Consider the following 20786-nt stretch of genomic DNA (forward strand, 5'->3'; position numbering starts at 1 on the left):
GATCGGTGATCCGGGAACGGTCCACGCAGTTCGCGAAGGCTTGTTACCCGTCACGGATGCATTCCGGCTTGAGGATGGCCACGAACGGGAGGTTGCGGTACACCTCCGCATAGTCGAGCCCATATCCCACGACGAACAGGTTCTCCGGGAGGACGAACCCCACGTAGTCCACCGTCACCTCGACCTCCCGGCGGTGCGGCTTGTCGAGGAGGGTGCACACGCGGAGGGTGGCCGGTCCACGGGCGGACAGGCCAGCGAGGAGGTGGTGCAGGGTGTGGCCCGTGTCCACGATATCCTCCACGAGGAGCACATCGCGGCCGCCGATCGCACAGTCGAGGTCCTTCAGGATCCGCACCTCGCCGGGGCTCGTGCCGTTGCCATAGCTCGACACGGCCATGAAGTCGTACTCGATCGCGAGGTCAAGCGCGCGGATGAGGTCAGCCATGAACGGCATCGCCCCCTTCAGGATCCCCACCACGAGGAGCGGTCGGCGGCGGGGATCCCGCCCTGCGCCGCCCCGGTAGTCGGCGGCGATCTCCCGCCCGAGGTCCCGCACCCTCCGGGCGATCTCGTCCGCCGAGATCACCACCCGTTCGATCTTGTCCATCCACGCTGTCTCCACGTGCCCTCCCGAGGAACACCCTCCCCGCCAGATTCCGAACGGGGAGGGTCCCAGCTTACCGCGGTCGCGCTCCACCCGTCAACCGCTCGCGAGGGACGAGAGGTCGATGAGGAGGTTCCCGGAAACGCGACGCCGGTAGTCGGCCGAGGCCCGGAGATCGGAGATCGGTCGCACCGCGGACGAGAGGGCATCGCGGAGCTCAGCCAACGCCTCCACCGTGAGCGGGCGTCCCACGAGCGCCCGCTCCACCTCCCGCGGCCGGAGCACGGTGGGCGCCACCGACCCGAGGGCCAGACGCGCCTCGCGAACCGCCCCGTCCTCCACCCACACCAGGGCCCCCAGCGAGGCCACAGCGATGAGGAGGGCCTGCCTCCTCCCCACCTTGCGGAAATAGGGGTGGGCCCCGTCCTGCGGCAGGGGGATCGCGAGGGAACGGATGAGCTCCCCCGGTTGAAGGGCGGTCCTCCCTGGGCCGAGGACGAACTCCTCCACGGGCAACGACCGCTCCCGAGCTGGTCCCACCACGTTCACCCGCGCCCCGAGGAGGTACAGGGGGATGAGCCCATCCCCCGCCGGAGAGGCGTTGGCGACGTTTCCCCCCAGGGTTCCCATGTGGCGAAGGGCGGGGGAGCCGATCGTGCCGAGGGCGAGCCTGAGGATCGGGAGCTGGGCCGTGGCTGGGGCAGAGAGGATCTCGGCGTGGGTCGCGGCGGCCCCGATCTCGACCCCACCCTCCGTCGTGCGGATCCCGCGGAGCTCGGGGAGCTCCCCCACGTAGACGAGGAACGGTGGGCGTTCGGCGCCCTTCCGCAGGCGAACGAAAAGGTCCGTTCCGCCAGCGAGGGGCTTGCCCCCCTCGCCGGTAAGGCGGACGGCGTCCGCAAGGTCCCGCGGCTGGACGATCTCAGGCAGGCCCACGATCCCTCACCCTCCCCGGGAGATCCTCCGGAGCGTCCACGTCCCGGACCACGCCCGGATCGTCCCACGGGATGACCTCGCAGTCCCCCACGAGGCCGCGCGCCCCGCGGTCCCCGGAGAGCTGGAGGAGGGCGGGCCGCAGGGAGGGAGGGAGGTAGACGGGGAACCCCCGGCGTCCGCGGTAGGCGGGCGCAACCGGACGATCCCCCGCCCGGCCGAGGACGGCCCGCGCCGCGGCCTCAGGGACCCACGGCATATCCCCCAGAAACACGAGCATCCCGCCCGCCACCGCTTCCGCCGCCCGGCGGAGGGAGCTCCCCATCCCGTCGTGCCAATCCTCGTTCACAACCAGGTGCCAGGGGAGGTGAGCCCCCTCTCCCCGGGAGGAGAAGAACGCTTCCCGGATGGCGGTCGCCTCCGCGCCGAGGACGATCAGGCGTTCGTCCACGGGAAGCCGCTCCACGAGGTCCACGACCCACGAAAGGAGTGGCCGGCCCTCCACGGGAACGAGGAGCTTGGGGCGCCCCATCCGTCGTCCCTCCCCCGCGGCGAGCACGACCCCGGTCATCGCCTCCGCTCCGCCGCCCGAAGCACCGCCTCCACCACCTGCTCGTACCCCGTGCACCGGCACAGGTTCCCGGACAGATACTCCCGGACCTCGTCGGCGGTCGGGGAGGGGTTCTCCGCGAGGAGGGCCTGGGCGGCCATGATCAACCCCGGCGTGCAGAACCCGCACTGAACGCCCGCGGTGGCGAGGAACGCCTCCTGCAACGGGTGGAGCTGGCCGGAGGCGGCGAGCCCCTCAATGGTGAGGACATCCCTCCCCTCCACCTGGATCGCCGCGGTGAGGCAGGAAAGGCGAGGCTTCCCATCCACGAGCACCGTGCATGCCCCACACTCCCCTTCTCCGCACCCCTCCTTCGTCCCCGTCAGGCCGAGGTCCTCGCGGAGGAGGTCAAGGAGCCGCCTCCCCGGCGGCACGTCCACCGTGACCGGGCGGCCGTTCACGCGGAACGAGAGGGTCATCCCTCCACCACCTTCGCCACCGCGGCGAGCGTGGGCGGGATGGCCCGTGGCATCTCCACCCCCCGCAGGGCGCCCTCGGGATCCTTGAGGCCGGAGCCAGTCACGAACAGGACGACGCGGGAGCCGGGGGGGATCGTCCCCTCCCGCAGGAGGCGGAGGAGCCCGGCGTAGGGGGCGGCCCCAGATGGCTCCGCGAACACCCCCGTCCGGCGGGCCAACTCCTGCCCCGCGGCCACGATCTCCTCGTCGGTCACGGTCACGAACCCTCCGTCTGTCTCCGCAACGGCGAGCACGGCGCGCAGGGCGTCCTGGGGGTTCCCGACGCGGATCGAGTCGGCGATCGTCTCCGCTCCCTCCGCGGCGGGGAGGACCGGCTTCCCCTCCCGGTAGCGGGCGAAGGCGTGGGCGATCGCCGCCGCGCCAGCCGCCTGAACCCCGTACACCCGGGGCGCCCGCTCGGCAAGCCCCACCTTGACCAATTCCTGAAACCCCTTGGCGATCCCCGCCACCACCGCCCCGTCGCCCGCCGCGACGAGGGCGAAGTCGGGCAGGTCGCAGTGCAGCTCCTCCCCCACCTCGAGGGCTCCCGTCTTGTTCCCCTCGACGACCATCGGGTTCTGCCCGTCGGAACGGTTGTACCACCGGAACCGGTCCGCCGCCTGGACCGCAAGGCCGTAGGCCTCGTCGTACGTTCCCTCCACCGGGAACACGGTCGCCCCGAACGCGAGGAGTTGGGCGAGCTTGGCCCGGGGGGCAGCCTGGGGGACGAAGATGGAGCACGGGATCCCCGCCGCGGCGCAGAACCCGGCGGTGGACGTGGCCGCGTTCCCGGTGGAAGCGCACACGAGCGCCCCCCGCCCGAGCATCCGCGCCGCGGCGATCGTGACCGCGGTGCCCCGATCCTTGCACGAGGCGGTGGGGTTGGCCGTATCGTCCTTCACCCACAGGGAACCGAGGCCGAGCTCTGCAGCGAGGGTGGGGCAGGCGTAGAGCGGCGTCCACCCCGCCCGCAACGGTACACCGTACTCCGCGGCGAGGGGGAGGAGGGGCTCGTACCGCCACAGGGAGAACCGTCGCCCCGCGGCGAACGCCCTCGGATCGAGGCGCCGACGGAGGGCGCGGTAGTCGTAGAGGACGTCGAGCGCGCCGGCCACCGCTCCGCAGCGGGGACAGACGTGATCCACGGTCCACGGCGCGTACTCCCGCCCGCAGGTCAGGCAGCGGAAGGCGATCGGTTCACCCATCGGCCCCCCCTCGGATCAGGAACGAAAGCGAGCCCGTCACCCCACGGAGGAGGACGAGCATCTCCGCGGCCGGCCGCAGCGACCTCTCCCCGGAGAACGGCTGCTTCAGGGTCTGCTCCCGCACGCGGATGTCCGGCGTGAAGGCCACGGTCACGAAGGGGTCCTCGAACATCATCCCCCCCTCCTCCACCGCGAGGGTGGACTCGATCCCTCCCTCCCGACGGCGGACCGACCCGTGGCGGATGAAAAAGGCGGGACCTGCGTCACGGGCGAACGCCTCCTCGTCCAGGAACAGGCGGGGCTTATCGCGGTACGGCTTCCCATTGTGGACGCAGAACGTGGCGCAGTTCCCGCACTCGTTGCACAGGTCGTCCAGGTGGACGATCTGCCGCCCCTGCCGGACCTCGAACGCCTCCTCCCTCACGGCCACGAGCGTGCCGTGGCGACAGGCGAGGACGGGGAGCGCCCACCGCAGGGGGTCCACCGCATAGGCGAGGTTACTTCGGTTCGGGCAGACCTCGACGCACTTGTCGCAGAACGTCGCGCACTGAACACAGCGGCTCGCCTCAGCCCGCGCCTCCTCCGCGCCGAGGGTCGCCTCGACGAGGTCGAACCCCGTGCGCCGTTCCCGCGGGAGCACGGCCGGACTGCGGCGGGGGAGGATCCGCGCCCGCGCCCGTTTGGCCCGTCCCATCTCGTCCCGGGAGAGGGTCAGTCTTGGGGCCGGCCATGACCGGAACGGGATCCCGATCTCCCGGCAGATCGCGGCCGCCGCGCGCCGACCGTCGGCACAGGCCGCGACGATCGTCGCCGGGCCCCGCACCGCGTCCCCTCCCGCGTACACGCGCGTCGGCCCGGCGGCCCCCGTCTCCGGATCGGCGGCGATTCGCCCGTCCTTTCCAATTTGGATCCGGCTCCCAGCGAGAAACCCCATCTCCGGGCGTTGGCCCACGGCGACGAGGACCGCCCCCGCCGGGACCTCGAATCCGCTTCCCGGAACGGGGATTGGGCTCCGCCGTCCGTCTGGCCCGGGCGCGCCGAGGGTCGTCCTCACACAGGCCACCCCCACCACCCGGCCGGAGCGGCGCACAATGTGCTCGGGGGAAACGAGCTCGAGGAGGGCATTCCCCTCGGCGAGGAGGTCCTCCACCTCCTCCCACTCGGCGGGCATCTCCGCCCGGCTGCGGCGGTAGAGGACGGTCACCGGCTGCCCAGTCAGGCGGTGGGCGGTCCGCGCCGCGTCCATCGCCGTGTTCCCCCCTCCGATGACAACGACGGGGGAGCCGAGCGCGGGTTCCCTCCCTGCGGCCACGGCACGGAGGAAGGAGAGGGCTCCCCACACCCCCTCCCCCTCCTCGCCCGCGATCCCAAGCTTCGCCTCCCCTTGGAACCCGCACCCCACATACACCGCGGCGAACCCGTCATCGAGGAGCCCCTCCGGTGGCCCCGCGACCGGGTGGTCGAGGACGATCTCCACCCCGAGGTCCCGGATCCGTTGAATGTCCGCTCCCACCACCGACCGCGGAAGCCGGAACGGCGGGGCGAGGCGAAGCATTCCCCCTGGTTCGCCGTCCTTCTCGAACACCGTGACGCGAACCCCGCTCAGGGAAAGGAAGTACGCCGCGGAGAGCCCGGATGGACCGCTCCCCACAATCGCCACCTTGCGGCCGGTGGCGGGCGCTGGCGAAGGGAGGACGGGGGCCCCCCCCCGTTCAACCGCGAACCGCTTCAGGGCACGGATCCCTACCGCCTGTTCGTAGTTATTCCGCGTGCAGCGGCGCTCGCAGGGGTGGGGGCAGGCGTAGCCCGTCACGCCGGGGAGGGGATTCTGGTTCAGGATCCCCGCCAGAGCCTCCCCGGCTGCGCCGCGGGCGATGCGGCACGCGTAGCTCGGGACGTCCTGGCCGATCGGGCACGCCTCCGTGCACGGGGCGGTGATGCAGTCGAAGAGGGCGAGCCCCGACGTGACCTTGGGCAAGCCGTCCGGGAAGTAGCCCTTCCGGTACCGCGGCGCGGCGAGGGCCTCCTCCGCGGCCCGATCGAGGGCTGCGAGCTTGTTCTGCGCCAGCTCGTCCAGGTTCCGCGCCCGGCGGGCGCGCATTGCCCCTTCCAGGTTCTCCAGCCACCCGCCGAGGCGGGCGTACCCCCCTGGCTTGAGGAGGTCGGACGCCGCGGTGACGGTGCGGGCCCCACAGGCGAGGATCGTTGGGACGTTCACGCTATCGGCCCCTCCAGCGTAGGACACGGCGAGATCGCCCTCAAACTCCCGGGCGAGGCGCCGGAAGAGGGCCATCGTGATCGGGTACAGGGCCCGCCCGGACATGTAGACCTCGTCCCCGGGAAGGGTTCGCTTGTGGTTGGCCATGGCCAGGGTGTTGGAGAGCTTGACCCCGAAGGTCAGCCCTTCCCGGCCGGCCACTCCGTCGAGGGCCGTGATGAGCTCCACCGCCCGGTCGTACGGAAGGTCATGGCCGAACACGCGGTCCGGGATCGCGATCTCCCGGAACCCAAGGCGATCATGGAGGATCCCGAGCACCTCCTCCTTGCCGAGGAGGGTCGGGTTCAGCTTGACGAACGTGTGGAGGCCCCGCTCCACGAGGAGGTGACGCCCGATCTTCTCGATCTCGTCAGGTGGGCAGCCGTGCATCGTGGACAGGGTCACGTTGTCCGTGATCCGGGATGGGATCTCGATCTCGGCGAAACGCGGGAAGTTCCTCCGCAGGGTCCGGCGCAACTCCGCGATCTCCGGCGACGCATCGGTCAGGCGGTCCATGAACGCGGCCATGCGCGGGCTCCGAATCCCCTCAAGGTCATAGCCCACGCTCATGTTGAACACCGTCCCCACCGGGCCAGGGAACCCGAGGGCGTGGTGGAGGACGTGGATGAGGACCCAGGCCTTCACGTACTCGCCCGCGGACTGGTCGAGCTTGAGCTCCTGGGACCACTCCACGTTGTACCCCTCGTCCGCCATGTCAATGCACGGGCGGGGGATCTGGAGCTCGTCGTTGGCTTGCACCGTCTTCAGCTCGATGAACCTCCCCCCACAGAGCCAGGAGGCGACGATGTTCTGGGCGAGCTGGGTGTGGGGGCCGGCGGCGGGGCCGATCGGCGTCGCCAGGGGATGGCCGACGAACTCCCCGCGGTACGGGGCATCGGCCCGGGGGACGTGGAACAAGGACCGCGGGATCCCGAAGATGGCATCCTTCTCCTTGAGCTCGCCGAGGGCCCATCGGAGGAGATCCTCGAACGGCTGGACCCTCATCCGATCAGACATGCCTCGCCCCTACACGCGCGCCCACAGCCGCTCCGCGGCGCCCCGGGCAATCGCGAGGGCCGCCGTTTCGTCCAGTCCCAGGACCTGCCCCTCCCGGAGGCGCACCTCCCCGCCCACGATCACCGCCCACGGCCGCAGCCCCTCGTTGATCGAGCCGAACAGGAGGTGGGCAAGGAGGTTCCCCGCGTCGAGGGGGGTCGGCGGGTCGTAGTCCCACACCACGAGGTCGGCCGCGTAGCCCGGGGCCAGTTTCCCCAACGGGACCCCGAACGCGCGTTCGGCGAGGGCGTAGTTGTGGTGGACGAGGGAGAGAAGGGCGGGATCCCCAAGCGCCGTCGGATCGCCCGTGACGTGGTGCGCGAGCAGCCGCGCCGCGAGGAGCTCCCCCACGATGTCACATCCGAACCCGTCCGTTCCGATCCCGACCCGGACCCCGCGGGCGAGCATCGCCCCCACCTGGGCCGCCCCCACCGCGTTGTTCATGTTCGAGCGCGGGTTGTGGATCACGCTCGCCGGCCGCTGGGCGAGGAGGGCGAGCTCGGCCCCCGCGAGGTGGACCCCATGGATGAGGAGCGTCCCCTCGGTGAGGATCCCGAACCGATCCAGCCTCTCTGCGGTGCGAACACCGTGTTGGTGGAGGGCGTCCAGCGGGTCCTCCTTCCCCTCGGCGAGGTGGATGTGGAACGGAAGCTTGAGGGGAGCAGCCGCCTCCCCCGCGCGGGTGAGGGTCTCATCGGAGAGGGTGAACGAGGCGTGGAGCCCCATGTGGGCAGCGAAGTGCCCCCCCTCCCTCTCCTCACGGGCGAACCGGACGTTCTCCGCGATCCCCTCCTCGCGCTCCCTCTCCCCGCCGCGGTCCGTGACCTCGTAGCAGAGGTCGGCCCGCAGCCCGACCTGGGAGATGGCCCGTTTGAGCTGGGAGAGCGACCCCGCGATCGCGGCCGGAGACGCATGGTGGTCGAACAGGGACGTCACCCCGCACCGGAGATGGCCCACTGCCCCCACGAGCGCCGACTGGTAGACCGTGTCCAGGTCGAGGGCCCGGTCGAGCTTCCACCACAGCTGGTCCAGGATCTCCCGGAACGAATGGGGGGAGAAGTGAGGGAGGGGCATCCCCCGAGCGAGGGACGAGTAGAGGTGAGCGTGAGCGTTGACGAGACCGGGGGTGACGAGGCGCCCCCCCGCATCGATCCGCTCAGCCCCCGCGACCTCCGGCGCTGGGCCAGAGCTTGTCGCCGCGATCCTATCTCCCTCGATGAGGAGGTACCCGGAGGGGTGGCACGTCCCCCCCAGGTCGGCAATCCGCGCCCGTTCGATGATCAAGGCCATGCCACAAGTGTACCGGCTCCCCTTGCAGGGACCAACGGCCTCACCCCTCCCGGAACAGGGGGATCGTGGAACCGGATTCCACGTCCACAAGTCCCTGATCCGTGAGGCGGAGGGCGGGGATCACGGGCAGCGCGAGGAGGGAAAGGGTCATGAACGCGTTGGTGAGCGTACATCCACACCGGCGGAGGCCTTCGTGGAGGGCATCCATCCCCTGCGCCACCTCCTCGGCCGACCCGGTGGAGAGGAGCCCGGCAATGGGGAGGGGGATCCACGCCAACACTTCCTCGCCCCGGACGAGGCACACCCCCCCGCCTTCCTCCGCCACTTGGTTCCCCGCGCGGGCCATCGCCTCCCGATCGGTGCCGACGACGAGGAGGTTGTGGCTGTCATGGGCGACCGTGCTCGCCAGGGCGCACCCGGCGGCGAGGCCCAACCCCCGCACGAACCCCTGCCCGATCCGGCCGCTACGCTGATGCCGTTCGACCACCGCGGCGTACGCCACGTCGGGGACGAGCTCGACCGTCCCCTCGCGCACGGGGAGGCTCATCGTCACAGCGCGGGTCGGGGCCTGGTTCTCGATGACCTCGATTGCCCATACCTCGACTTCCCTGTCGGGGGCCCCTACGGCGAAGTCGGCCGCGACGAGGGGACGGGCGAGCCGCACCGTGTTCTTTGCCCACGCCGGCTGGGGGAGGGAGGCAAAGGGGTGGACGGCTGTCCGTCCCTCGTCCACGACCTCCCCCCCCGCGATCACCATGTCAACGGAGAACCGGCCGAGGTCGGGCACGAGGAGGATATCGGCCCAGCGCCCCGGCGCGATCGCGCCCACGTCCCGCGCCACCCCGAAGTGCTCAGCTGTGTTCAACGTGGCCATCTGGATCGCGACCACCGGGGGGATCCCTGCCTCGATCGTCAGGCGCACCACCTCGTCCATATGGCCGTGGGAGAGGATCGTCTCCGCATGACGGTCATCGGTGCAGAGGAGGACGTGGCGGAGGTCGATCCCCGCCTCGCACACCCCGCGCACCCCCGCCAGGAGATCCTGCCAGGCTGAACCCTGGCGGAGGATGGCCCGCATCCCCTGCCGAACCCGGGCCAGGGCATCCTCAGGCCGCGTCCCCTCGTGGCAGTCGGCCGGCCCCCCCGCAGCGTAGGCGTGGAAGGTCGGTCCCAGATCGGGCGATGCGTAATGCCCCCCCACGACCTTCCCCGCTGCCAGGGCGGAGGCGATCTTCGCGTGGACCACCTCGTCCCCCGCGACCACCCCGGGGTAGTTCATCACCTCTCCCAGGCCGACGACCTCCGGCCAGCGGAGCGCCTCCGCCACCTCCTCCGGGCCGAGGGCAGCCCCGGCCGTCTCCAAGCCCGGCGCGGCGGGGACACACGACGGGACCTGGCCGTAGACCCGGAGCGGGGTCCCCTGCGCCCCGTCGAGGATGAGCCGCACCCCGCGGAGCCCGAGGACGTTCGCGATCTCGTGCGGATCAGCGAACACGCCCGTCGTCCCGTGGGGGAGGACGGCCCGGGCGAACTCGGACACGGTGAGCATCGAGCTCTCGATGTGGACATGCGCATCGAGGAGGCCGGGGACGAGGTACCGGCCCCGGGCGGGGATGACCCGCGTCGACGGGCCGATCAGCGCCTTCGCGTTCGGCCCGCAGTAGGCGATACGGCCCTCCACCACAGCGATATCCGTGTGGTCAAGGATCTCGCCGGAGTGCACGTTCACCCACCGGCCGTCGCGGACCACGAGGTCCGCCGGGCGACGCCCCATCGCCACCGCCACGAGATCCCGCGTCACTTCATGGAGAGGCCTGCGGGAGCCGTTCATGATAGGAAAGAGGGGCGGCCACCGCGGCCGCCCCCCACACCCGCGTCACGCCCCTTACGGCTCACCCGGCCAGGGGCCGACCACGCCCTCCACCGCCCACTCCAGGGTGATGAGGGCATCCACAGACATCCACATGCCCTCGGGCACGCGCAGGATCCCCTTCCGGTCGTAGATCGGGCCCTGGAACGGGTCAAAGGTCACGCCTGGGTCGGCCATCTGGTTGTAGCGCGTCATCACGAGATCGTAGGCGGAAATCTTGCCGAAGACGGGATGGTCTACGCTGTAGGCCTTAAGGTCGTCCTCGAACACGGGGTTGATCATCATCCCCGGCTTGGCCCCGACCTCCACCGCCTTCTGGGAAAGGAGCCACCAGTAATCCACATGCTCCAGGTTCTCGTTGGTGTAGATCCCGTCGTGGACCTTCTGGAGGAAGTCGAGGTAGATCGCCTCCCAGTGGACGAGCTGGCCGGACACCACGTAGTCGGGGGCGAAGTCGTACATCGGGGAATAGTGGCCGAAGCTGGGCAGGCCATGCTCCGCTGCCACCTGGACCACGGTGGGAGAGTCCTCGGTGAACGCGAACACGTCACACCCCTCGGCCACCAGGGCCTCAGCGGCCTCCTTGGCCGCCGCCGGGTTGAACCACTCGTAGATCCAGCGCACATGGACCTCGGCCTGGGGGTTGACCTCCCGGACCCCGATGGCGAAGGCGTTGAGGTGCCGCTTCACTTCCGGGATGGGGAACGCGCCCACGTAGGCCACCTTGCCCGTCTTGGTGAGCGCTCCGGCCATGAGGCCGTTCAGGTAGTAGACCTGGTAGAAGTCGGCCATGTAGGTGGCGAGGTTCGGGGCCCTCATGAACCCCGAGCAGTGGGCGAGGACCACCTCCGGGTAGCGCAGGGCGGCGGCGTAGGTCCCATCCATGAACCCGAAGCTCGTGGTGAAGACGATGTCACAGCCCTGACGGACCAGCTGGTCGATGTAGGTCTCCACCTCGCCCTCGGGCACCGACTCCACGTACACCGTCTCCAGCCAGGGGAAGTGCTCTTCGCAGATCTCGCGGGCCACGTTGTGAGCGTGGGACCAGCCGTAGTCCCCGATGGGCCCGACGTAGATGAACCCCACCTTCATGGTCTCCGCGGCCAGGCCCAAGGTGGAAAGACCGGCCACCGCTGCCACGATCGCCGCTATCTTCAGTCCCTTCCTCACTTTAACCTCCTTGTATGCTCTGGCTCGTCACCCATGACTCCGCGCTGATCACCGATTCATCCCCGGTTCTCACCCCCCCGTTCACTTCTCTCCCCGGGCATACGGAACGCCGAGGGCCCCCGGTGCTCCCCGGCGGCGCTGGGCGCCCCCGAGCCCCACAAAGGTCAGGACAATTATAGCGGCAGCGTAGGGCATGAGCTTGAGGAGCTCCGGAGCCACCCAGGGCTGCAGCCGATAGGACAGGTGATACAGGGCGCCGAACAGGACCGCCCCCCCGATCGACTGGAGGGGATCCCAGGCCACGAAGATGGTGAGGGCGATCACAATCCAGCCCATCCCCCCGGTCATCCCCTCCGTCCAGGCGGGGCGGTACTCTACGGACAGGTACCCCCCGGCCACCCCGGCGAGGATCCCCCCGAGGATGACCGCCAGGTACCGCACCAGGTACACGTTCACCCCCAGGGCATCGGCGGTGGCCGGGGACTCCCCCACCGACCGCAGCGTGATCCCCCACCGGGTGCGGTACAGGAGCACCCACAGCACCACCGCCAGGACCAGACCCAGGTAGGTGATGATGCTTTGGTCCTGAAAGAGCATCGGTCCCAGCACCGGGATCTCTGCTAGCCCCGGCACGGTGACCGGGGGCAGGGGGTGCTTGAGGGGGATGCCCTCCCACCCCCGTCCAAGCAAGCCCGAAAGTCCCAGGCCGAACATGGTGAGGGCGAGGCCGGAAACGTACTGGTTGGCCCGCAGGGTCACGGTGAGGAAGGCGTGGATCAGGGCGGCCCCGCCCCCCGCTGCCGCTGCCACCAGGATCCCCAGCCCGGGGTTCCCGGTGGATTGGGCCACGGCAAACGCGGAGAACGCTCCGATGGCCATCATCCCCTCCACCCCCAGGTTCACCACCCCGGACCGCTCCGCGTACACCTCCCCCAAGGTCCCCCACAGGAGCGGGGTCCCGTAGGCGAGCGCCCTCCCGATCGTGCTGATGAGCCACTCTTCCCAACCCATCTCTCACCCCTCGCTCTCGGCCCGTTGGGGTGCCCAGCGGACATGCCAATACATGAGGAGTTCGCTCCCGATCAAGAAAAATAGGATCAGTCCGTTGAACACGTCCGTGACCTGGAACGGCATCGCCAGCGCCACCTTGATCACGTCCCCGGCGGCGAAGATGAGCCCAAACAGGAGTGCGGTCACCACGGCGGCGAGGGGGCTCCCCCTGGCCAGCCAGGCAACGATGATCGCGGTGTAGCCATAGCCCATGGAGATGTGGGCCGGGCTACGCAGCCGGTAGTGGACCCCCGCCATCTCCCCCGCCCCGGCCAGCCCCGCCAGTCCCCCCGAGATGAGCATCACCCAGAGCGTCACTTTGAGGAAATCGATCCCCGCGTAGCGGGCGGCGTCCTGGGACTGCCCCACCACCCGGGTCTCGTAGCCAAGCTTCGTCCGGGAGAGGAGGAACGCGCAGGCGATAGCCATGGCCACCCCCACCACCAGGGTGATCCAATGGATGCGGGTACCGGGGATCAGGGGCAGGCGTGCCGCTGGGGGAAAGAGGTCGCTATAGGCAAACCCACGGGCGGTGGGCCCCTTCCAAGGGCCATGGACCAGCCACTCCACGATGTACATCATGATGTAGTTCATCATCAGGGTGGAGATGACGTCGTTCACTTGGAACTTCACCTTGAGCAGGGCGGGGATCATCCCCCACACGGCGCCGGCGAGGAACCCGGCCAAAAACATGGCTGGGAGGAGCCATGGATCCGGGAGGCCGGAGAACAGGGCCACCCCGGTGGCGGCCACCGCCCCGGCGAGGATCTGCCCCTCGGCGCCGATGTTCCAAAACTGGGCGCGGAAGGCCACCACCAGCCCCACCCCGCACAGGATGAGGGGGATCGCCCGCCGCACCACCTCCGCCCACCCCTGGGGGCTTTGGAGCGTCCCCTGGAAGATGACCCGGTAGGCATGCCACGGGTTCACCCCGTAGCCCCAAAAGATCACCGCTGCCACCAGAAGCGCCAGCACCACCGCGAGCAGGGAGATCCCGAGCACCGCCCCCCGCGATGGGGCAAGGCGCCTCTCCACCACGAACGGTCCAATCCTCTTCATCGCGGATCACCCATCACGGATCTTGTGCCGGCCATCATGAGCCCGATCTCCCCAAGCTCTGCCTCGGAAGCCTCGACTATCCCCATGATCTCCCCGCGGAACATCACGGCGATCCGGTCAGCAAGCGATACGATCTCCTCCAGGTCCTCCGATACGAGGAGCACCCCGGCCCCCGCGTCCCGCTGCCGGAGGAGGAGCTGCCGGATGAGCTCGGTGGCCCCCACGTCCAGCCCATAGGTGGGATGGGCGGCCACCACCAGCCCTGGCTCCCCGGAGAGCTCCCGGGCGAGGATGAGCTTCTGGATGTTCCCCCCGGAGAGGAGCTTGGCCGGGGTTCGGGGGGAGGGCGTCATGATCTCATACTCCTCGATCGCCTGCTCGGCAAACTTCCTCACCTCCGAAAGCCGCAGGAGCGGTCCACTGGAGAACGGGGGCCGGTGGTGCTTCTTCAGGATGAGGTTCTCCTCCACGGTCATCCCGGGAACGATCCCCATTCGGAGGCGCTCCTCGGGGATGTGGGCCACCCCAGCATCGGCCACCGTTCGCGGCGACCTGTTGGTGAGGCTTTGCCCCAACACCACCACCTCCCCCCCCTGGGCCCGCCGGAGACCGCAGATCACCTCCACCAGCTCCCGCTGCCCATTCCCCGCCACCCCGGCGATCCCCACGATCTCCCCCCGGCACACGGTGAGGGAAATGCCCCGGAGGGCGGGAAGCCCCCGATCGTTCAGGGCCCGGAGATCTCGGAGGACGAGGGCCTCCGTCCCCGGCGTACACTCCGCCTTGGAGATGCGGAACACCACGTCCCGCCCCACCATCATCCTCGCCAAGGAAGCCTTGTCCGTCTCCGCCACGGGCAGGGTGTCGACCACCTTGCCCCGGCGCATCACCGTCACCCGGTCCGCCGCCTCCATCACCTCGTCCAGCTTGTGGGTGATGAAGATGACCGCATGCCCCTCCTCCTTCATGCGCGCCAGGACCTTGAATAGCTCCGCCGTCTCCTGGGGGGTAAGGACGCTGGTGGGCTCGTCCAAGATCAGGACATCCGCCCCGCGGTACAGGGCCTTCAGGATCTCCACGCGCTGCTGCTCGCCGGCGGAGAGCTGCCACACCCGGGCCTTGGGGTCGACGGGGAGGTGGTAGCGCTCGCCGAGCTCCCGGAGGCCCCGCTCCACAACCCGGGCCGGGCCGAAGAATGGGGTCCCCTGAAGGCCCAACGCCACGTTCTCCGCCACTGTATGGGGATAGACGAGCTTGAAGTGCTGGTGGACCATGCCGATCCCGCACGCGATGGCATCGCGGGGGGAGCGGATGTTCACCTTCCTGCCCTTGACGTAGATCTCCCCTGCGTCCGGGTGGTAGAGGCCGTAAAGGATGTTCATCAAGGTCGTCTTCCCGGCACCGTTCTCCCCGAGGAGGGCGTGGATTTCGCCGGGGCGGACATCGAGGGTGATCCGGTCATTGGCCACGACCCCCGGGAACGACTTGGTGACCCCCTCGAGGAGGATCAGAGGCGGGTAGTTCTGGTTCCCATCGAGATCGCCAGCGCCCGGGGCGGCCATCATGAGGGACCAGTATAGCGACCCCCCGTTGCGATGGTCAAGTTGCCTGACAGGTTGGGCGGCCGCTATACTGCGCCCGGTGAGTTGAGGTGCGCCTGACGGGAATTCGCCGGTTCCACTTCGCCCGGGATGCAGAGGAAGCCCTTTCCCTCCTCGCCGCCTACGACGGCCGGGCGGCCCTCCTCGCGGGCGGGGTCGACCTCCTGCGGTCCCCGCGGGGCGACATCGAAGGGGTCATTGACATCACGCGGATCGGCCTCTCCTACGTTCGCGAGTCCCGCGGCGGCCTCGTGATCGGGGCCACGACGACCCTCACCGAGGTCCTCGCCTCCGCTGCGGCCCCCGCGTACGCCGGAGGCCTGCTCGCCTCCGCCCTGAGCCAGGTGGCGGTCCCCCCGCTCCGGAACATGGCCACGCTCGGGGGGGCGCTCGTATCGGCCCATCCGTGGGCCGACATCCCCACCGTCCTCGTGGCCCTCGGGGCGGAGGTCCGCTGGCAGGGGGAGAAGGAAGGGAAGGCGCCGGTTGAGGAGCTGTACGGGACCTCGTTCCGCGGGCTGTTCCGCCGCGCCGTAGCGCTGGAGGTGGTCCTCCCGCCGTGGGAGGGAGCCTTCGTCCACGAGAAGGTCTCCCGCACCCGGTACGATATCGCCCTCCTCAACGCGTGCTGCGGCGTAGGGCTCGACGGGGAGGAGATCCGGTGGGCGCGGGTCGCCGTCGGAGCACGGCCCAACCGAGGGGAGAGGCTCCCCTGGGCCGAGGAGGCCCTGATCGGCCGCAAGCCCGGAGGGGAGCTATGGAACGAGGTTCAGAGGCTGGTGGAGAGCCGGGTCGAAGTGGGAGATGACCGCCGCGCGGGGGCCATCTGGCGCCGCCGCACCGCGGGGGTCCTCGTCCGCCGGGCCCTCGCCCGCGCTGCCCAACGGGGTGGGACGTGATGTTCCCTTTTCAGCAGGACCAGTGCGGAGACAGGATGAAACTCTCCTTTGAATTGAACGGAATCGAGCACTACCTCGATGTCGAGCCGGGCGAGCCGCTCCTCTCCCTCCTCCGTCGGTTGGGGATGAAATCTGTGAAGGAAGGATGTGGGACCGGAGACTGCGGGGCGTGCACCGTGCTTTTGAATGGGCGGGCGGTGCGGTCGTGCCTTATGGTCGCCCCCCAAGTCCAGGGGAAGCGGGTCATGACCCTCGAAGGGCTGGGCACGGTGGACGATCCTCACCCGCTCCAGGAAGCGTTCCTCGAATGTGGGGCTGTGCAGTGTGGGTTCTGCACGCCGGGGATGATCCTCGTCGCCTATGAGCTCCTCGCCCGCACCGGCGATCCCACGCCCGACGACGTGCGGAAGGCAATCGCAGGGAACCTGTGCCGGTGCACGGGGTACGTGAAAATCGTGGATGCGGTCCTCCGCGCTGCGGAGTGGAAGCGGGAGGGAAGATGGCGGTAGAGACGCAGCAGAGGGGGGCAGTGGGCCAGAGCGTGCGCAAGGTGGACGGGCCGTCCCTCGTCGCGGGGAAGCCCCTGTTCACCCTCGACCTCGACATCCCGGGATCCCTCGTGGGGGCAATCCTCCCCTCCCCTCACGCCCACGCCCGGATCGTCAGCGTGGATACGTCCGAGGCTGAACAGGTCCCGGGGGTGCGGGCGATCCTCCACCACGGGAACGTGCCCCGTGTCCCGTACACCACCGCCGGGCAAGGGTGGCCGGAGCCCTCCCCCTACGATACGGTCCTGTTCGATACGAAAGTCCGCTTCGTCGGGGACCGGGTGGCGGCGGTGGCCGCGGAGACGGAGGACGCAGCGGCGGAGGCGCTAGCTAAGATCCGCGTGGAGTACGAACTCCTTCCCCCCGTCCTCTCCTCCGAGGAGGCCCTCGCCGCCGGAGCCCCGATCATCCACGACGAGCCGGATGCGGAGGGGATCTACGATGCTGCGCACAACATCGCCGCGGCAGTGGACATCCCGATCGGGGACGTGGCGGCGGCCCTCGCCGCGGCCCCGGTGACGGCCGAGGCGACGTGCGAGATCCCGTACTCCCAGCACGCGACGATCGAGCCTCACTGCGTAATCGCCTACTTCGACGACGCGGGGCGGCTCATCCTGCGCACCTCGACCCAAGTCCCATTCCACGTCCGGCGGATCGTAGCGAGGGTCGTTGGGCTCGACCCGGCCCGGATCCGGGTCGTCAAACCCCGCATCGGCGGGGGGTTTGGGTCCAAGCAGGAAGTCCTCCTCGAACCGGTGGCGGCGCTGCTTGCCCGGCGGACGGGCCGGCCGGTGCGGATGACCTACACCCGCCAGGAGGTGTTCGTGGCGAGCCGGACCCGGCACCCGATGAAGGTCACGGTGAGGCTGGGAGCGAGCAAGGACGGAACCCTCCACGCCCTGGAGATGGGCGTCCTCTCCAACACCGGCGCCTACGGGGCCCACGCCCTGACCGTGCTCTCCAACGTGGGATCGAAAACGCTCCCCTTGTACAACAAGGCACCTCACGTCCATTTCCACGGGAGAGCGGTGTACACGAACCTCCCCGTGGCCGGTGCCTACCGCGGGTACGGGGCGACGCAGGGGTACTTCGCCCTCGAGGTGGCGATGGACAAACTCGCCGAGAAGCTGGGCCTTGACCCGGTGGAGCTCCGGAGGAGGAACCACATCCGGGTCGGGGAGACGTCGCCCATCTTCGAGAAGATCGGGGAAGGCCGCGAGGGAACGGCGCAGATCGTGCGGTCGTGCGCCCTCGAGGAGTGCCTCAGGATCGGGGCGGAGCGGATCGGGTGGCGCGAGAAGCGGGGCCAGCGACGCGAGGAAGGGCCATGGGTCCACGGCCTGGGGATGGCGTGTGCGATGCAGGGATCGGGGATCACGGGCGTGGACATGGCGGCAGCGACCCTCGTCATGCAGGACGACGGGAGCTTCCGGCTCCTCGTGGGGGCCACCGACCTCGGGACGGGGTCGGACACGATCCTCGCCCAGATCGCCGCTCAGGAGCTCGGCGTGCCGGTGGACCGGGTCCTCGTCTACTCCTCGGACACCGACTTCACCCCGTTTGACACCGGGGCCTACGCCTCCAGCACGACCTACGTGTCGGGGAACGCCGTCCTCCGGGCCGCGTCCGAGGTGCGGGCCCAGATCCTGGACGTAGCAGCCGCGGCCCTGGGGGAGCGCGCCTCCGCCCTCGAACTCGCCGCTGGCGTGGTGCGCAGCCGCAAATCGGGGAAGTCCCTCACCCTGAGCGAGGTCGGCCACCGCGCGACCTACGTGGCTGATCAGCGCCAGATCGCGGCCACGGCATCCTTCGCCTGTCCCGAGTCCCCGCCCCCGTTTGCCGCGTTCTTCTGCGAGGTCGCGGTGGACCGCGAGACGGGCGTGGTGCGGGTCGAGCGGTTCGTGGTCGCCGCCGACTGCGGGGTGGCGATCCACCCCCAGGCGGCGGAGGGGCAGCTCGAGGGGGCGGTCCTCCAGGGAATCGGCCATGCCCTGTGCGAGGAGATGCTCTTCTCCCCACGGGGCCGCTGCGTGAACGCCGGGTTCTTCGATTACAAGATCCCGTCATCCCTCGATGCGCCCGAGATCGAGACGATCCTCGTCCCGAGCGAGGAACCGACCGGGCCGTGGGGGGCGAAGTCCATCTCCGAGGTCGGGATCAACGGGCCGCTGCCTGCGATCTCGAATGCGATCTACGACGCAGTGGGGGCGCGGATGGTCCGCGCTCCGTTCACGCCGGAGCGGGTGCGGTTCGTCCTCGGCGCGGTCCCCTAGCCGGGCGCGGACGGGCCCCTACCGGCGGAGGCGCGCCCGGCGGGCGAACCGGGATGAGCCAGGCCGCGCCTCACCTGCCACCGCCCCGCCGTAGTCGAACCCGGGAAGCCGTCGCGACTCGATCGGCTTCCCCACCGCCTTCTCCACCCAGCTCCGCAGGAGGCGGTCCGCCGGCGCGGACAAACTGAGGGCGTGGCCGGTCTTGGCGAGTCGCCCCGTGCGGCCCACGCGGTGGGTGTAGGCGTCCACACTATCGGGCAGGTCGAAGTTGATGACGTGCGTGATGTCCTCCACGTCAATCCCCCGCGCCGCGACATCGGTGGCAACGAGGATCTCGTACTCCCCGGACCGGAACCCGTCGAGTGCTCCCTGCCGGTCCCGTTGCGACATGTCACCCTCGATCGCCGCCACGTTGAGCCCCGCACCGGACAGGAACGAGGCAAGGCTCTGGGCGCGGCTCTTGGTGCGCGTGAACACGAGCACCCGCCCCGTCGCCGGGCCCTGGAGGAGGGCGAGGAGGAGGTCCCGCTTTCGCCCCTCGGTGATCGGGTAGAACGCGTGGGACACCGTCTTCGCCGGGACACCCGCGTCCACCTGCACCGTGACCGGAGCGCGGAGGATCCCCTGCGCCAGGCGGCGGATCTCGGGGGGCATCGTTGCCGAGAAGAACAGGGTCTGCCGATCGTTGGGCAGGAGGGCGAGGATGCGCCGGATGTCGGGGAGGAACCCCATGTCGCACATCCGGTCGGCCTCGTCGAGGACGAGCACCTCGACATGGGAGAGGTCGAGCGCCCGATCCCCATCGAGATCGAGGAACCGCCCGGGGCACGCGATCACGACGTCCACGCCCCGCCGGAGCGCGGCCGCCTGGGGCCACTTCTTCACCCCGCCGTAGAGGGCGACACTGCGAACGCCGATGTCCCTCCCGAGCAGGCGGGTCGCCTGGTGGATCTGCTCGGCGAGCTCCCGCGTCGGGGCGAGCACGACCGCGCGCACGTGGTCCCCCGGCCGCTCTGCGAGGCGGTGGAGGATGGGGAGCATGAACGCCGCCGTCTTCCCGGTTCCGGTCTGGGCGACGCCGATCATGTCGTGCCCCTCCAGGATGACGGGGATCGCCTGCTGTTGGATCGGAGTAGGGTGGGTGTAGCCAGCGGCCTCGATCCCGGACAGGATCCGGGGGTGAAACGCGAAACTTCTAAAATCCACTGAAAGCCTCCTTGGCCTTCGTGAGCCAAGTCGCACTCTCAGCTCAGGGTCTCGGTTGGCAACCCCGCGATTGGGGTATGCGATGCATCGTTTGGGTTTTCTTGAACGAAGTATACGCGCTGTTGCCGGATCCGCCAGTCGCAGGCACCGCGGGCGATCCCTCAGGGCCTGCTACCGACCCTCGGCGGCACGGCGGGCGAGGCGGTCGGCGCGCTCGTTCTCCGCATCCCCGGCGTGGCCGGCGAGCCAGTGGAAGTGCACTCGGTGCATCCCCGTCAGCCGATCGAGCTCCCGCCATAGGTCCTCGTTCGCCAGCGGGAGGAGCCGCTTCCCCTCCCGCCGCCGCCAGCCCTCCTCCTTCCAGCGGGGGAGCCATTCCGTGATCCCCCGCTTGAGGTAGACGGAGTCCGTGAACAGGTCCACTTCCGCTGGCTCGCGGAGGGCACGGAGGGCCTCGATCGCCGCCCGGAGTTCCATCCGGTTGTTCGTCGTCCGCTCCTCGCCTCCGGAGAGCTCCTTGCGGTGAGGGCCGGAGAGAAGGACCGCCCCCCATCCACCGGGGCCGGGGTTCCCGATGCACGCGCCGTCGGTGTAGATCCTTACTTTCTTCACAACAGGGATGTATAGCTGGTCCCCCTTCTTCTGTCGAGGTCGCGGGGCGCCCCACGGGGCCCCATTGCCCGCAACCGGGTACGAT

General features: G+C 69.8%; 17 protein-coding genes. 3 read left to right on the top strand and 14 right to left on the bottom strand.

What is annotated here, in order from left to right:
- Positions 1–43: 43 nt before the first annotated feature.
- The 12 genes from hpt to BARAN1_RS04515 form a co-directional block, all read right to left on the bottom strand.
- The gene (gene hpt, locus BARAN1_RS04460) at positions 44–607 is read right to left on the bottom strand and encodes a hypoxanthine phosphoribosyltransferase (protein ID WP_122031282.1); all 564 of its coding nucleotides are present in this window, start codon (positions 605–607) and stop codon (positions 44–46) included.
- A 93-nt stretch (positions 608–700) separates the two neighbouring features.
- Positions 701–1540: an FAD binding domain-containing protein gene (locus BARAN1_RS04465; protein WP_122031283.1), complete on the bottom strand. Its 840-nt coding sequence runs from the start codon at positions 1538–1540 to the stop codon at positions 701–703.
- Positions 1527–2108 (bottom strand): nucleotidyltransferase family protein, encoded by a 582-nt coding sequence (locus tag BARAN1_RS04470; protein ID WP_122031285.1) that lies wholly within the window; start codon positions 2106–2108, stop codon positions 1527–1529. Before BARAN1_RS04470 ends, BARAN1_RS04465 begins: the two co-directional genes overlap by 14 nt.
- Positions 2105–2566, bottom strand: a complete 462-nt coding sequence (locus BARAN1_RS04475; protein WP_122031287.1) for a (2Fe-2S)-binding protein — start codon at positions 2564–2566, stop codon at positions 2105–2107. The genes BARAN1_RS04470 and BARAN1_RS04475 overlap by 4 nt, the downstream gene beginning before the upstream one ends.
- The gene (gene thrC, locus BARAN1_RS04480; RefSeq protein ID WP_122031289.1) at positions 2563–3810 is read right to left on the bottom strand and encodes a threonine synthase; all 1248 of its coding nucleotides are present in this window, start codon (positions 3808–3810) and stop codon (positions 2563–2565) included. Before thrC ends, BARAN1_RS04475 begins: the two co-directional genes overlap by 4 nt.
- Entirely contained in the window at positions 3803–7084 is a 3282-nt protein-coding gene (ygfK, locus tag BARAN1_RS04485) for a putative selenate reductase subunit YgfK (RefSeq protein ID WP_122031291.1), read from the bottom strand. The genes thrC and ygfK overlap by 8 nt, the downstream gene beginning before the upstream one ends.
- A gap of 9 nt (positions 7085–7093) precedes the next feature.
- Complete coding sequence (locus BARAN1_RS04490; protein WP_122031294.1) at positions 7094–8413, bottom strand: amidohydrolase family protein; 1320 nt, start codon at positions 8411–8413, stop codon at positions 7094–7096.
- A gap of 40 nt (positions 8414–8453) precedes the next feature.
- Complete coding sequence (gene ade, locus BARAN1_RS04495) at positions 8454–10214, bottom strand: adenine deaminase (RefSeq protein WP_320410382.1); 1761 nt, start codon at positions 10212–10214, stop codon at positions 8454–8456.
- 84 nt (positions 10215–10298) lie between these two features.
- The gene (locus tag BARAN1_RS04500; protein ID WP_122031782.1) at positions 10299–11375 is read right to left on the bottom strand and encodes a BMP family ABC transporter substrate-binding protein; all 1077 of its coding nucleotides are present in this window, start codon (positions 11373–11375) and stop codon (positions 10299–10301) included.
- 159 nt (positions 11376–11534) lie between these two features.
- Positions 11535–12464 (bottom strand): ABC transporter permease, encoded by a 930-nt coding sequence (locus BARAN1_RS04505; protein ID WP_122031298.1) that lies wholly within the window; start codon positions 12462–12464, stop codon positions 11535–11537.
- Between the two features lie 3 nt (positions 12465–12467).
- A complete protein-coding gene (locus tag BARAN1_RS04510) occupies positions 12468–13562 on the bottom strand; it encodes an ABC transporter permease (RefSeq protein WP_122031300.1) in 1095 nt (364 codons plus the stop codon).
- Positions 13559–15127 (bottom strand): ABC transporter ATP-binding protein, encoded by a 1569-nt coding sequence (locus tag BARAN1_RS04515; protein WP_320410383.1) that lies wholly within the window; start codon positions 15125–15127, stop codon positions 13559–13561. Before BARAN1_RS04515 ends, BARAN1_RS04510 begins: the two co-directional genes overlap by 4 nt.
- Positions 15128–15213: 86 nt before the next feature.
- Between BARAN1_RS04515 and BARAN1_RS04520 the strand changes: the two genes are divergently transcribed.
- From BARAN1_RS04520 to BARAN1_RS04530, 3 genes are read left to right on the top strand one after another with little or no spacing between them, the layout of a single operon-like run.
- Positions 15214–16062: an FAD binding domain-containing protein gene (locus tag BARAN1_RS04520; protein ID WP_122031302.1), complete on the top strand. Its 849-nt coding sequence runs from the start codon at positions 15214–15216 to the stop codon at positions 16060–16062.
- A 35-nt stretch (positions 16063–16097) separates the two neighbouring features.
- Positions 16098–16571, top strand: a complete 474-nt coding sequence (locus BARAN1_RS04525; protein ID WP_122031305.1) for a (2Fe-2S)-binding protein — start codon at positions 16098–16100, stop codon at positions 16569–16571.
- Positions 16562–18883: a xanthine dehydrogenase family protein molybdopterin-binding subunit gene (locus BARAN1_RS04530; RefSeq protein ID WP_122031784.1), complete on the top strand. Its 2322-nt coding sequence runs from the start codon at positions 16562–16564 to the stop codon at positions 18881–18883. Before BARAN1_RS04525 ends, BARAN1_RS04530 begins: the two co-directional genes overlap by 10 nt.
- 18 nt (positions 18884–18901) lie before the next feature.
- Here the strand turns inward: BARAN1_RS04530 and BARAN1_RS04535 are convergent, their stop codons facing one another.
- Positions 18902–20089, bottom strand: a complete 1188-nt coding sequence (locus tag BARAN1_RS04535) for a DEAD/DEAH box helicase (RefSeq protein ID WP_122031308.1) — start codon at positions 20087–20089, stop codon at positions 18902–18904.
- A 171-nt stretch (positions 20090–20260) separates the two neighbouring features.
- Positions 20261–20701 carry a ribonuclease HI gene (gene rnhA, locus BARAN1_RS04540; protein ID WP_122031310.1) on the bottom strand — a complete coding sequence of 147 codons (441 nt, stop codon included), beginning with the start codon at positions 20699–20701 and terminating at the stop codon, positions 20261–20263.
- Positions 20702–20786 lie beyond the last annotated feature (85 nt).

Source organism: Candidatus Bipolaricaulis anaerobius, assembly GCF_900465355.1.
Taxonomy (GTDB): domain Bacteria; phylum Bipolaricaulota; class Bipolaricaulia; order Bipolaricaulales; family Bipolaricaulaceae; genus Bipolaricaulis; species Bipolaricaulis anaerobius.

What these genes read in the sequence shown, in the direction of transcription:
- hpt (WP_122031282.1), bottom strand. Translation starts at nt 607, where the DNA reads ATGGACAAGATCGAACGGGTGGTGATCTCGGCGGACGAGATCGCCCGG.
- BARAN1_RS04470 (WP_122031285.1), bottom strand. Translation starts at nt 2,108, where the DNA reads ATGACCGGGGTCGTGCTCGCCGCGGGGGAGGGACGACGGATGGGGCGC.
- BARAN1_RS04475 (WP_122031287.1), bottom strand. Translation starts at nt 2,566, where the DNA reads ATGACCCTCTCGTTCCGCGTGAACGGCCGCCCGGTCACGGTGGACGTG.
- thrC (WP_122031289.1), bottom strand. Translation starts at nt 3,810, where the DNA reads ATGGGTGAACCGATCGCCTTCCGCTGCCTGACCTGCGGGCGGGAGTAC.
- ygfK (WP_122031291.1), bottom strand. Translation starts at nt 7,084, where the DNA reads ATGTCTGATCGGATGAGGGTCCAGCCGTTCGAGGATCTCCTCCGATGG.
- BARAN1_RS04490 (WP_122031294.1), bottom strand. Translation starts at nt 8,413, where the DNA reads ATGGCCTTGATCATCGAACGGGCGCGGATTGCCGACCTGGGGGGGACG.
- BARAN1_RS04500 (WP_122031782.1), bottom strand. Translation starts at nt 11,375, where the DNA reads ATGAAGGTGGGGTTCATCTACGTCGGGCCCATCGGGGACTACGGCTGG.
- BARAN1_RS04505 (WP_122031298.1), bottom strand. Translation starts at nt 12,464, where the DNA reads ATGGGTTGGGAAGAGTGGCTCATCAGCACGATCGGGAGGGCGCTCGCC.
- BARAN1_RS04510 (WP_122031300.1), bottom strand. Translation starts at nt 13,562, where the DNA reads ATGAAGAGGATTGGACCGTTCGTGGTGGAGAGGCGCCTTGCCCCATCG.
- BARAN1_RS04515 (WP_320410383.1), bottom strand. Translation starts at nt 15,127, where the DNA reads ATGATGGCCGCCCCGGGCGCTGGCGATCTCGATGGGAACCAGAACTAC.
- BARAN1_RS04525 (WP_122031305.1), top strand. Translation starts at nt 16,098, where the DNA reads ATGAAACTCTCCTTTGAATTGAACGGAATCGAGCACTACCTCGATGTC.
- BARAN1_RS04530 (WP_122031784.1), top strand. Translation starts at nt 16,562, where the DNA reads ATGGCGGTAGAGACGCAGCAGAGGGGGGCAGTGGGCCAGAGCGTGCGC.